Here is a 14,163-nt window from a genome sequence, read left to right on the forward strand (position 1 = left end):
GCCCGGCGGCGCAGCCGCCGGGCGGCCCGATTGCTGAGACGGAGCTGACCGCGATGTGACCGGCCGGTAAGGTCGTAGCCGTGCCGAAGCCGCTCAGTCTGACGTTCGACCCGATCGCCCGCGCCGACGAACTGTGGAAGCGGCGATGGGGCTCCGCACCTGCGATGGCCGCGATCACCTCGGTCATGCGCGCGCACCAGATCCTGCTCGCGGAGGTCGACGCCGTCGTCAGGCCCTACGGGCTGACCTTCGCCCGCTACGAGGCGCTGGTGCTGCTGACCTTCTCCAGGGCGGGCGAGCTGCCGATGTCGAGGATCGGCGAGCGGCTGATGGTCCACCCCACCTCCGTGACCAACACCGTCGACCGCCTGGTGAGGTCCGGTCTGGTGGCCAAGCGCCCCAACCCCAACGACGGCCGCGGCACGCTCGCCTCCATCACCGACCGGGGGCGCGAGGTGTGCGAGGCGGCCACCCGCGACCTGATGGCGATGGACTTCGGTCTCGGCGCCTACGACGACGAGGAGTGCGACGAGATCTTCGCGCTGCTCAGGCCGCTGCGTGTGGCCGCAGGGGACTTCAAGGAGGGCTGAGCCGGGCCCCCGCCGGGTCCCGCGGAGCGCCGGTTACGCTCGTGTGCATGAAGAAGAGCGTGCTCACCCGCTACCGGGTGATGGCCTACGTCACCGGTGTCCTGCTGGTCCTGCTGGTCGTCGGCATGATCGGCAAGTACCTGCTGGAGACGGACGGGGCCGAGGGCTTCACCAGCGTCATCAGCATCGCCCACGGCTGGCTGTACGTGCTGTACCTGGTCTTCGCCTTCGACCTGGGCTCCAAGGCGAAGTGGAGGTTCGGCAAGCTGGCCTGGGTGCTGCTCGCGGGTACCGTCCCCACCGCCGCGTTCTTCGTCGAGCGGAAGGTGTCGCGCGAGGTCGAGCCGCTGGTCGAGGACGAGACGGCCGTCCCCGCCGGGGCCTGAGGGGTCCCCGGGGCCCGGGCCCCGGGGTCGAGGCCCGCTGGACCGTCCGTGTGCGCCGCGCCGCACCCGGCGGTCCTCCATCGACAATTACTTGGACGTCCTAGTAAATTTGTGCGTATGGACGCTGACGCCATCGCAAAGGGCCGCCGCCGCTGGCAGGCCCGGTACGACGCCGCACGCAAGCGGGACGCCGACTTCACCACGCTCTCCGGCGATCCCGTCGAGCCGGTCTACGGCCCCGCGCCCGGCGACACCGTCGAGGGGTTCGAGCGGATCGGCTGGCCCGGTGAGTTCCCCTTCACCCGCGGTCTGTATCCCACCGGCTACCGCGGCCGGACCTGGACCATCCGCCAGTTCGCCGGCTTCGGCAACGCCGAGCAGACCAACGAGCGCTACAAGATGATCCTCGCGGCCGGCGGCGGCGGGCTGTCGGTCGCCTTCGACATGCCCACCCTGATGGGCCGCGACTCCGACGACCCGCGCTCCCTGGGCGAGGTCGGCCACTGCGGCGTCGCCATCGACTCCGCCGCCGACATGGAGATCCTCTTCCGGGACATCCCGCTGGGCGAGGTCACCACCTCGATGACGATCAGCGGCCCGGCCGTGCCGGTGTTCTGCATGTACCTGGTGGCCGCCGAGCGCCAGGGCGTGGACCCCGCCGTCCTCAACGGCACGCTCCAGACGGACATCTTCAAGGAGTACATCGCGCAGAAGGAGTGGCTCTTCGAGCCGGAGCCGCACCTGCGCCTGATCGGCGACCTGATGGAGCACTGCGCGCGGGGTATCCCGGCGTACAAGCCGCTGTCGGTCTCCGGCTACCACATCCGCGAGGCCGGCTCGACGGCCGCGCAGGAGCTGGCGTACACCCTCGCCGACGGTTTCGGCTACGTGGAGCTGGGCCTCTCGCGCGGCCTGGACGTGGACGCCTTCGCGCCCGGCCTGTCGTTCTTCTTCGACGCGCACCTGGACTTCTTCGAGGAGATCGCCAAGTTCCGCGCCGCCCGGCGGATCTGGGCGCGCTGGATGCGGGACGTGTACGGCGCGAAGAGCGAGAAGGCGCAGTGGCTGCGCTTCCACACCCAGACCGCGGGCGTCTCGCTCACCGCCCAGCAGCCGTACAACAACGTGGTGCGCACCGCCGTGGAGGCGCTGGCGGCGGTGCTGGGCGGCACCAACTCCCTGCACACCAACGCCCTGGACGAGACCCTCGCCCTGCCCAGCGAGCAGGCCGCGGAGATCGCGCTGCGCACCCAGCAGGTGCTGATGGAGGAGACGGGCGTGGCCAACGTGGCCGACCCGCTGGGCGGTTCCTGGTACATCGAGGCGCTGACCGACCGGATAGAGGCCGACGCCGAGAAGATCTTCGAGCAGATCAAGGAGCGAGGCCGCCGCGCGGTGCCCGACGGACAGCACCCCATCGGCCCGATCACCTCCGGCATCCTGCGCGGCATCGAGGACGGCTGGTTCACCGGCGAGATCGCCGAGGCGGCCTTCCGCTACCAGCAGTCGCTGGAGAAGGACGAGAAGAAGGTGGTCGGCGTCAACTGCCACACCGGCTCGGTCACCGGCGACCTGGAGATCCTGCGGGTCAGCCACGAGGTCGAGCGCGAGCAGGTGCGCGTGCTGGCCGACCGCAAGGCCGGGCGTGACGACGCGCGCGTGCGCGCCGCCCTGGACGGGATGCTGGCCGCCGCCCGGGACGGTTCCAACATGATCGAGCCCATGCTGGACGCGGTGCGGGCCGAGGCGACGCTGGGCGAGATCTGCGGGGTACTGCGGGAGGAGTGGGGTGTCTACACCGAGCCCGCGGGCTTCTGAGGCGGTACCCGGGTCCGGGGGGGCGGGGGCGGGAGGGATTTCCCCGCCGGACGGCACCGGAGACCGTCAGGCGTCCACGGGGCCGCCGGAGCCGTCCGGCGCGGACTCGGCGGTGGGTCCGGCGATGGTTGACAGACCGTGCAGCAGCAGGGCGGTCAGGGCGCGGGCCCACGCCGGGGTGGCCTTCTCCGAGCTGACCAGTGAGCGGTGGACGACCGCGCCCGCGATCACGTCGAAGACCAGGTCGACGGCGCGGTCGGCCGCGGCGGTGCCCTCCGGGCCGGGCGCGTCGGGCGGGAGTTCGCCGCGGGCCTGGGCGCGGCGGCAGCCCTCCACCACCAGGTGTTTCTGGCGTTCCACGACGGCGGTGCGGATACGGGCGCGCAGCGCGTCGTCGCGGGTGGCCTCGGCGACGACGGCCATCAGGGCCGTCTTCGTCTCCGGCCGCTCCAGCAGCGCGGCGAAGGAGAGCACCACGCCCTCGAAGTCCGCACGCAGACTGCCGAGGTCCGGCAGTTCCAGTTCGTCGAAGAGGACGGCGACGGCGTCCACGACCATCTCGCTCTTGCTCGCCCAGCGGCGGTAGAGGGTGGTCTTGGCCACTCCCGCGCGCACGGCCACACCGCCCATGGTCAGCCCGCCCCACCCCAGCTCGACCAGCGCCGAGCGCGTCGCGTCGAGGATCGCGCGGTCCGCCGCGGCGCTGCGCGGCCTGCCCGTGCGTCGGGCGGAATCGGTCATGGGGTGACTGTAGCCGCGGCCATGAGTTACGCTACGAGGCGTATCGAAACGCCGGTTCCGGTGCCCCGGAGCCGGCGGTGATCACGCGACAACCACGGGCGCCGGACGGGGACCCGGCGCCGATGTGCGGCACGCTGCACGGAACGGTCCCGGGACGGGGGAGACTGGTCACATGCAGCCACGCAACATGTCCATGAGCGGAGTGGTCGACCTCGCCGCGGTGAAGGCGGCCGGGGAGGCCAAGCAGAAAGCCGAGGAGGCCCGTGCACGGGCCGCACGGCAGCAGGGCGGGGCCGGTGATTCCGGAGCGGCCCCGGTGCCCCTGGTGATCGATGTCGAGGAGGCGGACTTCGAGCAGGAGGTGCTCCAGCGCTCCGCCGAGGTCCCGGTCGTCATCGACTTCTGGGCCGAGTGGTGCGATCCGTGCAAGCAGCTCGGGCCGCTGCTGGAGCGGCTGGTGCGCGAGTACGCCGGGCGCCTCCTCCTCGCCAGGATCGACGTCGACCGCAACCAGATGCTCTTCCAGCAGTTCGGGGTGCAGGGCATCCCGGCCGTCTTCGCGGTGGTGGCCGGCCAGGCCCTGCCGCTGTTCCAGGGCGCGGCGCCCGAGCAGCAGGTGCGTGAGGTGCTGGACCAGCTCGTCCAGGTCGCCGAGCAGCGCTTCGGCATCACCGGCGTCTCCACGGGGGAGGGCGAGGGCGGCGAGCAGACCCCGGCCGCGCCCGCCGCCCCGGAGGACCCGGCGCTGGCCGCCGCCCACGCCGCGCTGGACGCGGGGGATCTGGGCGGTGCGATCCAGGCGTACCGGAACGTACTCGCCGGTGATCCGGCCAGCACCGAGGCCAAGCTGGGCCTGGCCCAGGCCGAGCTGCTGCAGCGCGTTCAGGGGCTGGACGCGGCCCGGGTGCGCGAGGAGGCGGCCGAGGCGCCGGCGGACGTACGGTCGCAGCTGAGGGCGGCCGACCTCGATCTGGCGGGCGGGCACGTCGAGGACGCCTTCGGCCGGCTGGTGGAGACGGTCCGCCGTACGGCGGGGGACGACCGGGAGACCGCCCGCGTCCGTCTGCTGGAGCTCTTCGAGGTGGTCGGACAGGAGGATCCGAGGGTGGTCGCGGCACGTGGCGCCCTTGCCCGGGTGCTCTTCTGATCTGCCGGTTCCGGTGGTCCGGGGCTTATTGACACAGTGATCAACAGCGGCCGCGACTTTATCGAAACTTGGTAATCGCGGCCGCTGTTACTCGCAGTAAACCGCCTGGGGTGCTTGGTCCCGCCAAGTCCTCTTGGCTCGCCCGCCCATTGCTTCCCGCCGTGACCGCGGGTGCGTGAATCATCACTTCGGGCACTGTTTCTGTCGTCTTCCCGTTACCCCCAAGTAACGAGCCCCTTGTGTCCCGGCCTCTCATGGACCACGATCGGCCACGCTCGGTCCATCGTCCGCAGCCCGGCACACCACATCCGGGCACAGCCGGACCATGGGTCCCCACCGGGCGGGCCGGCGTCGGTGACGCCGGCCGCGGACAGGGGGGTCCCCGCCGAAGGGCGGGGCCTGTCCGGCAGGTCACGCGAGAGCGTGGCCGAGTGGTTGTCGCTCGGGGGTGGTCGCCGGCGCTTCGGAATCCGATGAATCCGGGTACCGGCGCTCCCCTTCCCGAGGACGTAGCACTTCTCCCATCCCGTCCGGGTCCGGCCCGGGCCGGAGATGTACGTCCGAGAAGGAGGAAAGTCATGGAGTCTGTGGCTCGTGGCGGGACCAGATGGAAGCGGTTCGCCGTCGTCATGGTCCCCAGCGTCGCCGCCACGGCGGCGGTCGGGGTCGCCCTGGCACAGGGCGCACTCGCCGCGTCGTTCAGCGTCTCCGGTCAGCAGGCGAAGGTCTCGGTTGACCGGCTGGACGGCAGGGGGTTCGTGCAGTACGGCACGATCGACACCGTGCACGGGGGCAAGGAGGTCCCCGTCGCGGTGTCGGCCTTCAAGAGCGCCGAGCTCAGGGGCCTGTGCCAGTCCGTCGTGATCCCCGTCCCGGTCTTCGGCGATGTCTCGGTGAAGCTGAACGCGGGCAACGACGGAAAGGTCGTCGAGGCGAAGAACCTCTACATCGATCTCGACCAGCTCGACGCCGACGCCACGTTCACCAACATCAACATCGGCGTCTCGGCGAACGACACGAGCAAGGGACCGGGCCTGAAGCCCGGGGACACCGTGCTTCCGGGCTCCTTCGCCCAGGAGGCCGACGAGGCGCTGCTCACCGACGTCAAGCAGATGTCCTGGGCCACCAGCGCCGGCACCTTCAAGCTCTCCGGTCTTTCGCTGAACGTGGCCAAGGGCAGGAACGAGTGCTTCTGACGCACTGAGCGGAAAGGGAGCGGGGGGCCGCCGAGCCGGTCTCCCGTCTCCCCGCAGTGCCATCGATCTTTATGGACAGTTCGGCCCTAGGGAGCTGTTTTCTGATGAGTGCCGAGTCGCCGGGAGCACGTGAACGCATCGGTCACTGGCGGCAGTCGTTCCGCCTGTGGCGCTGGCGGCGCCCCTTCTGGGCAGGACTGCTGACGTTGCTGGGCGGCGTGCCGATCATCTGGATCCCGTACGCCGATCCCAGCCTGAGCCAGCTGTCCTTCCGGCTGGCGACCACCACGGGCTCCGGATCGCTGATCATCGGCGTGCTGTTGTTCGTGCTGGGCCTGACCCTGTGGTTCCAGCCGCACTCCCGGGTGTTCAGCGGAGTCGCCGCCATTCTGCTGGCCCTGGTCTCGCTGGTGGTCTCCAACCTCGGAGGTCTCTTCGTGGGCTTCCTGCTGGCGATGGTCGGCGGCGCCATGGGCGTCTCCTGGGTGCAGATCAAGGAGCGGCCGGCCGATCCCGCGGAGACCGGGGGCGCCTCCGGCGGCCCCGCGCCCGAAGAGGCTCCGCGGGAGGTGGATCTGGCCATCGTCGAGCCGGCCTCCGCGGGGGTGGATGACGGACAGAACGGGGCGCGCCGTGACGCCTGACGAGCTGTACCGGGAGGACGCGGCCGCGCCGCCCCGGCGTACGAAGAGCGGGCCGCGCCACGCCGCCCCGAGGAAGCCGCTGCTGACCCGGCTGCACGTTCCCGCGAGCAAGGCGATAGCCCTGGCCGCCATGCCGTCGGCCGTGCTCATGGGCATGGGGCTGACGCCCAGGCTCGCTCTCGCCGAGCCGCTGCCGAAGAACCCCTTCCAGGACGGGCCGTGCGTGACCGCGCCCGACAGGGAGGCGGAGAAGGACGGCGACCGGGAGGCGGGCGAGGGCGAGTCCAGCCGGGACGACAGGGACGACAGGGACGACAGGGATGAGCAGGCCGGCGGGGAGGCGAAGCCGGGCACCACGCCCGAGCCCGGCACCACGGCGCCCGCCGGACCCCTGGCCGGCGGGACCGGCTCCGGCGGCGCCGGAGGTGGCGGGGAGGAGGCCGGTACGCCGGAGCCCGAGCCGAGTCCCTCGGAGACCGGGAAGCGCGACCCGCTGGACCCGCTGGGCATCGGAGACGCCATCAAGGACCTGTTCACCCCGGACGACGGAGACGACGGGGAGGGCAGAGAGGACGGGGAGGCCGGGGTCGCGACGGAGCCCTCCGCCCCGCCGAGTCCGTCACGGTCAGGGCAGACCGGGGACGGCGGCTCCGACACCCCGGTGAAGGACGCCGCCGGCGAGGCACGTGAGGAGGCCGCCGGGGAGCCGGTGGACGACGCGGCCGCCCCCCGGGCGGACGCCTCCGGCAAGGAGCCCTTCCCCTGCCCCGCCCACGACGCCGAGGCACTGGCCGAGGCCGAGGAGGAGCGGACCGAGGCGGTGCTGCCCAATGCCCCCTGGCTGCTGGAGACCAGCCTGCTGGCCCTCCACGGCCTGGACTACCAGGGCATCGTCAAAGTCCGCACCCACAACGGCACGGTCAAGAACGTCCTGAAGTTCACCGCCCGTTCGGTGGACATCCGGGACCTGCACCAGCTGGTGGAAGGGCCCGGCGGCAGCACCGCGCACGTCAGGGCCGCCAGGGGCAGCACCTCCACCATCCGCGACGGCACGGTGACCATGTACACCGAGGAGCTCAAGGGCAAGCTCTTCGGACTCGTCCCGATCACCTTCAGCCCCGAGTCGCCGCCGCCGCTGAACATCCCCGAGGTGTTCTTCACGGACGTGTCGGTCCGGCAGGCAGGTCAGTTCGGCGGCGAGCTGCACATCCCGGGCATGAACCTCTACAACGACTGACCCGCGGCGGACGGGCGGTGGCCCGCGTACCTCTCGGAGGTACGCGGGCCACCGCCCGTCCGCCGTTCCCGGGCCGGGGTCAGTGCTCGTCGCCGCCCAGGTGGTGCACCAGCACCATGTTGGTGGTGCCGGGGATGCCGGGGGGCGAGCCGGCCGTCATGATCATGGTGTCGCCGGTGTTGTACCGCTGGAGTTTGAGCAGCTCGGCGTCGACCAGGTCCACCATGTCGTCGGTGTGGTCCACGTGCGGCACCACGAAGGACTCCACGCCCCAGCTCAGCGTGAGCTGGCAGGCGGTGGAGGGCTCGGTGGTGAAGGCCAGGATCGGCTGGGCCGCCCGGTAGCGGGAGAGCCGCCGGGCGGTGTCGCCGGACTTGGTGAAGGCGACCAGCGCCTTGCCGTTGAGGAAGTCCGCCATCTCGCAGGCGGCACGGGCCACCGAACCGCCCTGGGTGCGCGGCTTCTTGCCGGAGACCAGCGGCTGGAGGCCGCGCGAGAGCAGCTCCTCCTCGGCGGCCTGCACGATCTTCGACATCGTCTTGACCGTCTCGATCGGGTACTGGCCCACCGAGGACTCCGCCGAGAGCATCACCGCGTCCGCGCCGTCCAGGATCGCGTTGGCCACGTCGGAGGCCTCGGCGCGGGTGGGCCGGGAGTTGGTGATCATCGACTCCATCATCTGGGTCGCCACGATCACCGGCTTGGCGTTGCGGCGGCACATCTCGATCAGCCGCTTCTGCACCATCGGCACCTTCTCCAGCGGGTACTCCACCGCCAGGTCGCCGCGGGCCACCATCACGCCGTCGAACGCGAGGACCACGTCCTCCATGTTCTCCACCGCCTGCGGCTTCTCGACCTTGGCGATCACCGGCACCCGGCGGCCCACCTCGTCCATCACCCGGTGGACATCGCGGACGTCGGCGGCGTCGCGCACGAAGGACAGCGCCACCATGTCGCAGCCCATCCCCAGCGCGAACCTCAGGTCGTCGACATCCTTGTCCGACAGGGCCGGGACGTTGACCGCCACACCGGGCAGGTTGATGCCCTTGTGATCGGAGATCACACCGCCCTCGATGACGATGCAGCGCACCCGGGGACCGTCCACGTCGATCACCTGGAGGGCGACGTTGCCGTCGTTGATCAGTACCGTCTCGCCCTTGGAGACATCGCCCGGCAGGCCCTTGTAGGTGGTGCCGCAGATCGTGCGGTCGCCGGGGACGTCCTCGGTGGTGATGGTGAACTCGTCACCGCGCACCAGCTCCACGGGGCCGTCGGCGAAGGTCCCCAGGCGAATCTTGGGCCCCTGGAGGTCGGCGAGCACGCCGATCGCGCGCCCGGTCTCCCGGGAGGCCTTGCGCAGACGGTGGTAGCGCTCCTCGTGTTCGGCGTGGCTGCCATGGCTCATGTTGAAGCGGGCCACGTTCATGCCGGCCTCGATCAGCGTCTTGAGCTGATCGTAGGAGTCCACGGCGGGGCCCAGGGTGCAGACGATTTTGGAACGGCGCATGGGGGCGATCCTATCTTTTGTTCAGTGGCGGAACGTTCCAGGGGGTGAGCTGGCTCACTTCCGTCCCACGGTGCCGTCGCCCACCAGCGTGTACGTCTGGCCGGCGATCTCCAGCTCCTCGTCGGTGGGCACCACGGCCACCGCCACCCGCGCGGTGGGCGGGGACACCAGCCGGGGGCCGCCGCCGCGGGCGGCGTTCAGCTCCGCGTCCACGGCCAGGCCCAGACCCTCCAGCCCGTCGACGGCGGCCTGCCGCACCGGCGCGGCGTTCTCGCCGACCCCGGCGGTGAAGGCCACCGCGTCCACCCGGCCGAGCACCGCGCAGTAGGCGCCGATGTACTTCTTCAGCCGGTGGACGTAGACGTCGAAGGCCAGTTTCGCCGACTCCGCGTCCGGCCCCTCGCCCGCCATCCGGCGCAGGACCTCCCGCATGTCGTTGTCCCCGCACAGGCCCAGCAGGCCGCTGCGCTTGTTCAGCAGGGTGTCGATCTCGTCGACCGACATCCCGGCGACCCGCGCCAGGTGGAAGACCACCGCCGGGTCGACATCACCCGAACGGGTGCCCATCACCAGGCCCTCAAGCGGGGTGAACCCCATGGAGGTGTCCACGCACCGCCCGCCGCGCACCGCGGAGGCCGAGGAGCCGTTGCCCAGGTGCAGCACGATGACGTTCACCTCTGACGGATCCCGGCCCAGCAGCTCGGCCGCCCTGCGTGAGACGTACGCGTGCGAGGTGCCGTGGAAGCCGTAGCGGCGCACCCGGTGGGCGTCGGCGACGGCGGTGTCGACGGCGTACCGGGCGGCGTACTCCGGCATCGTCGTGTGGAAGGCGGTGTCGAAGACCGCCACCTGTGGCAGATGCGGCGCCAGCGCCATGGCCGTGCGGATGCCCGCCAGATTGGCCGGGTTGTGCAGCGGCGCGACGGGCACCAGGCGCTCGATCTCGGCCAGCACCGCGTCGTCGATCACGGTCGGCTCGGTGAAGCGGCGCCCGCCGTGCACCACCCGGTGTCCGACGGCGGCCAGTTCGGGGGAGTCCAGGCCCAGTCCGTCGCGGGCCAGTTCGTCGGCGACCGCCCCCAGCGCCGCCCGGTGGTCGGGCACCGGCTCCTCGCGCTCGCGCCGCGGCCCGCCGGCCGGGGCGTGGCGCAGATACGAGGTGCGCTCGCCGATCCGCTCGACCAGGCCGGAGACCGGGCGGGAGCCGTCGGCCATGTCCAGGAGCTGGTACTTCACCGACGAGGAGCCGGTGTTCAGTACGAGGACGCGGGTGCCTCTCACTCGTGCGCAGCCTTCCCCTCGGGACCGGTGGACTCTGTGGGTTCGGTGGACGCGGCGGGTCCGGCAGCCGTGTCCGCGGTCCGCCGGCCGTGCTGCGCCTGGATCGCGGTGATCGCCACGGTGGTGACGATGTCCTGCACCAGCGCGCCGCGCGAGAGGTCGTTTACCGGCTTGCGCAGGCCCTGCAGGACAGGGCCGACGGCCACCGCCCCGGCCGAGCGCTGGACGGCCTTGTAGGTGTTGTTGCCGGTGTTCAGGTCCGGGAAGACCAGCACGGTGGCCCGACCCGCGACCTTCGACTCCGGCAGCTTGGTCGCCGCCACCGACGGCTCCACCGCCGCGTCGTACTGGATCGGCCCCTCCACCAGCAGGTCCGGGCGACGCTCGCGCACCAGCTCCGTCGCCCGCCGCACCTTGTCCACGTCCGCGCCGGAGCCGGAGGTGCCGGTGGAGTACGACAGCATCGCGATCCGCGGGTCCACGCCGAACCGGGCGGCGGTGGCGGCGGACTGGACGGCGATGTCGGCGAGCTGCTCGGCGTTCGGGTCGGGATTGACCGCGCAGTCGCCGTAGACCAGCACCTTCTCGGCCAGGCACATGAAGAACACAGAGGAGACGATCTGGGCGTCCGGCTTGGTGCGGATGATCTCGAAGGCCGGCCGCAGCGTCGCCGCCGTGGAGTGGGCCGCTCCCGAGACCATGCCGTCGGCCAGCCCCTCCTGGACCATCAGAGTGCCGAAGTAGGAGACGTCGGCCACCTGGTCGTAGGCCAGCTCGTGGGTGACGCCCCGGTGGGCGCGCAGCTTCGCGTAGAGCTCGGCGAAGCGCTCGCGCAGCGGCGAGGTGTACGGGTCCACGGCGCGGGCGGAGGCGCCCGTCCCCTCGGGCAGCTCCTCGGGCCCGAGCAGGCCCAGGTCGATGCCCAGCTCGGCGGCGCGCTTGCGGATCTCGGTCTCGTCGCCCAGCAGCGTCAGGTCGCACACCCCCCGGCGCAGCAGCACCTCGGCAGCCCGCAGCACCCGCTCCTCGGAGCCCTCGGGCAGGACGACGTGGCGGCGGTCGGACCGCGCCCGCTCGATCAGCTCGTGTTCGAACATCATCGGGGTGACCCGGTCGCCGCGGACCACCGAGAGCAGATCGGTGAGCCGGGCGGTGTCCGCATGGCCCTCGAAGAGACCGAGCGCGATCTCCGCCTTGCGCGGATTGGCCGTGGTCAGCCTGCCCTCCAGGGACATCAGCTCCCCGGCGGTGGCGAACGATCCGCCGGGCACCGACAGCACCGGAGTGCCCGGGGAGAGCCTGGCGGCCAGCGCCATCGTGTCCTCCCCGGGGTGTTCCCCGACGGTGAGCAGCACCCCGGCGATGGCGGGGGAGCCCGCCGAGTGGGCGGCCAGCGCGCCGACGACCAGGTCCGCGCGGTCTCCGGGGGTGAGGACCAGGCAGCCCTCGGTCAGGGCGGGCAGGAAGGTCGGCAGCGTCGCGCCGCCGAAGACGAAGCCGCGCACATCGCGGGCGAGCCCGGCCGGATCCCCCTGGAGTACCTTCGCCCCCAGCGCCTGGGCGACCTGGGAGACGGTCGGCGCGGCCAGCGCGGGGTCCTCGGGCAAGGCGTACACCGGAACCGGCAGGTTCCCGTCCAGGCCGACGGCGCCGGCCGCCGCGCCGTCCGCGACCCGGTTGGCGATCATCGCGAGGACCTCGCAGCCCAGCGAGGCGTACGCGTGGTAGGCGTTGCGGACCTCGGCGGTCAGCGAGTCGGTGTCCTGACCGGTGCCGGCCACGACCGGTAGCACCGGGGCGCCGAACTCGTTGGCCAGCCGGGCGTTGAGCGCCAGTTCGGCGGGCAGGGAGGTGTCGGCGAAGTCGGTGCCCAGGACGAGGACGGCCTCGTAGTCGCGGGCGACGGTGTGGAAACGGTCCACCAGGCGGGACACCAGTTCGTCGGTGCCCCGGTCGGCCAGGACGGCCACGGCCTCGTCGTAGCCGAGCCCGACCACCGTCCCGGCGGGCTGGGAGAGCCGGTAGCGGCTGCGCAGCAGGTCGTAGATGGGGTCGGGGCCGTCGTGGGCCAGCGGGCGGAAGACGCCGACCCGGCCGGTCCGCCGGGACAGGAGTTCCATGACTCCCAGCTCCACAACCTGCCGGCCGTCCCCGCGGCCGATGCCGGTCACGTACACGCTGCGCGTCACGTGCGCTCTCCCTGCTCGTCGCGCCCGGACCCTCCGGGTCGTGCCGCTCCGTCGGGTACCCGGGCGCGCCGTGGCGGAAAAGTGCCGGAGAGCCGGAGCGACCGCGGGGGCTAGCGGAAAGTCCGGCCGCGAAAGCCCTGGGAAGACCCGTCCGGACACTCGTTCCTCTGACTAACCTTGACCCTACCGCTGTGCCCGCGATGCCGCGTGCCGGTCGTGTCTCGAACGCTATGTGAGACGGGAGGCGGGAATGTGTTCAGAGCGTGAAACAATCGCGGCGGCGCACCCCCGAACCAGCAGCGAGCAGGAGAAGCGATCCCCATGCGCATCGGAGTCCTCACCGCAGGCGGCGACTGCCCCGGTCTGAACGCCGTGATCCGTTCGGTCGTGCACCGCGCCGTGGTCGACCGGCACGACGAAGTCATCGGCTTCGAAGACGGCTTCAAGGGCCTGCTCGACGGCCGCTACCGCGAACTCGACATCGACTCCGTCTCGGGCATCCTCGCCAGAGGCGGTACCATCCTGGGCTCGGCCCGCCTGGAGCGCGACCGGCTGCGGGAGGCATGCCGGAACTCCGAGGAGCTGCTGGACAGGCTCGGCCTCGACGCGCTCATCCCGATCGGCGGCGAGGGCACCCTCACCGCCGCCCGGATGCTCGCCGACGCCGGGCTGCCCGTGGTGGGCGTGCCCAAGACGATCGACAACGACATCTCCGCCACCGACCGCACCTTCGGCTTCGACACGGCCGTCACCGTGGCCACCGAGGCCATCGACCGGCTGAAGACGACGGCCGAGTCCCACCAGCGGGTCATGGTCGTCGAGGTCATGGGGCGCCACGCGGGCTGGATCGCGCTGGAGGCGGGGATGGCCGGCGGCGCCCACGGCATCTGCGTGCCCGAGCGGCCCTTCCAGATCGACGACCTGTGCAAGATGATCGAGGACCGCTTCGCGCGCGGCAAGAAGTTCGCGGTCGTCTGCGTGGCCGAGGGCGCGCGCCCGGTCGAGGGCTCGATGCCCTATGAGAAGGGGCAGATCGACCAGTACGGGCACGAGCGCTTCACCGGCATCGGCAACCGGCTCGCCATCGAGCTGGAGCACCGTCTGGGCAAGGAGGCCCGTCCGGTCATCCTCGGCCATGTGCAGCGCGGCGGCACCCCCACCGCGTACGACCGCGTGCTGGCCACCCGCTTCGGCTGGCACGCCGTGGAGGCCGCGCACCGGGGCGCCTTCGGCATGATGACGGCCCTGCGCGGCACCGAGATCGTCATGGCTCCGCTGGCCGAGGCGGTCGCCGAGCTGAAGACGGTGCCGCAAGACCGGATGGACGAGACCGAAGCCGTCTTCTGACCGGTGCGCCCGGTGGCACCCGAGGCCGCCGCCACAGCGATCCCGCGCCCGCCGCGCGTGCCCCTCGCCCGGGGCCGCCC

12 protein-coding genes are annotated in these 14,163 nt (G+C 71.7%); 8 read left to right on the forward strand and 4 right to left on the reverse strand.

Annotated features, from left to right (window positions below):
• The first annotated feature begins 80 nt into the window (after nt 1-80).
• From LJ221_RS11370 to LJ221_RS11380, 3 genes are all read left to right on the forward strand, one after another.
• A complete protein-coding gene (locus tag LJ221_RS11370; RefSeq protein WP_241715933.1) occupies nt 81-590 on the forward strand; it encodes a MarR family winged helix-turn-helix transcriptional regulator in 510 nt (169 codons plus the stop codon).
• Between the two features lie 47 nt (nt 591-637).
• Nucleotides 638-976, forward strand: a complete 339-nt coding sequence (locus LJ221_RS11375) for a DUF3817 domain-containing protein (RefSeq protein WP_241715935.1) — start codon at nt 638-640, stop codon at nt 974-976.
• 117 nt (nt 977-1,093) lie between these two features.
• Nucleotides 1,094-2,794, forward strand: coding sequence for a methylmalonyl-CoA mutase (locus LJ221_RS11380; protein WP_241715936.1), 1,701 nt, complete (start codon nt 1,094-1,096; stop codon nt 2,792-2,794).
• Between the two features lie 66 nt (nt 2,795-2,860).
• On the opposite strand, the gene LJ221_RS11385 is transcribed toward LJ221_RS11380, so the two are convergent.
• Nucleotides 2,861-3,535 carry a TetR/AcrR family transcriptional regulator gene (locus LJ221_RS11385; protein WP_241715938.1) on the reverse strand — a complete coding sequence of 225 codons (675 nt, stop codon included), beginning with the start codon at nt 3,533-3,535 and terminating at the stop codon, nt 2,861-2,863.
• A gap of 172 nt (nt 3,536-3,707) precedes the next feature.
• On the opposite strand from LJ221_RS11385, the gene LJ221_RS11390 reads away from it, so the two are divergent.
• The 4 genes from LJ221_RS11390 to LJ221_RS11405 all read left to right on the forward strand — a co-directional run bounded on the left by LJ221_RS11390 (nt 3,708) and on the right by LJ221_RS11405 (nt 7,759).
• Complete coding sequence (locus LJ221_RS11390) at nt 3,708-4,682, forward strand: tetratricopeptide repeat protein (RefSeq protein WP_241715940.1); 975 nt, start codon at nt 3,708-3,710, stop codon at nt 4,680-4,682.
• A gap of 578 nt (nt 4,683-5,260) precedes the next feature.
• Nucleotides 5,261-5,878, forward strand: a complete 618-nt coding sequence (locus LJ221_RS11395) for a DUF6230 family protein (protein WP_241715942.1) — start codon at nt 5,261-5,263, stop codon at nt 5,876-5,878.
• A gap of 104 nt (nt 5,879-5,982) precedes the next feature.
• Nucleotides 5,983-6,522, forward strand: a complete 540-nt coding sequence (locus LJ221_RS11400) for a DUF6114 domain-containing protein (RefSeq protein WP_241715944.1) — start codon at nt 5,983-5,985, stop codon at nt 6,520-6,522.
• On the forward strand, nt 6,512-7,759 hold the full coding sequence (locus LJ221_RS11405; RefSeq protein WP_241715946.1) for a hydrogenase expression protein HypF: 1,248 nt from the start codon (nt 6,512-6,514) through the stop codon (nt 7,757-7,759). Before LJ221_RS11400 ends, LJ221_RS11405 begins: the two co-directional genes overlap by 11 nt.
• Before the next feature lie 79 nt (nt 7,760-7,838).
• Here LJ221_RS11405 and pyk read toward each other — a convergent pair whose 3' ends face one another.
• Genes pyk through pta form a run of 3 tightly spaced genes read right to left on the reverse strand, consistent with a single transcriptional unit; the run spans nt 7,839 to nt 12,736 of the window.
• Nucleotides 7,839-9,266 carry a pyruvate kinase gene (pyk, locus tag LJ221_RS11410; protein ID WP_241715948.1) on the reverse strand — a complete coding sequence of 476 codons (1,428 nt, stop codon included), beginning with the start codon at nt 9,264-9,266 and terminating at the stop codon, nt 7,839-7,841.
• 54 nt (nt 9,267-9,320) lie between these two features.
• On the reverse strand, nt 9,321-10,547 hold the full coding sequence (locus LJ221_RS11415) for an acetate kinase (protein ID WP_241715950.1): 1,227 nt from the start codon (nt 10,545-10,547) through the stop codon (nt 9,321-9,323).
• Nucleotides 10,544-12,736: a phosphate acetyltransferase gene (pta, locus tag LJ221_RS11420; RefSeq protein ID WP_241715952.1), complete on the reverse strand. Its 2,193-nt coding sequence runs from the start codon at nt 12,734-12,736 to the stop codon at nt 10,544-10,546. Before pta ends, LJ221_RS11415 begins: the two co-directional genes overlap by 4 nt.
• A gap of 321 nt (nt 12,737-13,057) precedes the next feature.
• On the opposite strand from pta, the gene LJ221_RS11425 reads away from it, so the two are divergent.
• On the forward strand, nt 13,058-14,083 hold the full coding sequence (locus LJ221_RS11425; RefSeq protein ID WP_241715954.1) for an ATP-dependent 6-phosphofructokinase: 1,026 nt from the start codon (nt 13,058-13,060) through the stop codon (nt 14,081-14,083).
• Nucleotides 14,084-14,163: the final 80 nt, after the last annotated feature.

This window comes from Streptomyces sp. CNQ085, assembly GCF_022614595.1.
In the GTDB taxonomy this organism is placed as follows: Bacteria; Actinomycetota; Actinomycetes; order Streptomycetales; family Streptomycetaceae; genus Streptomyces.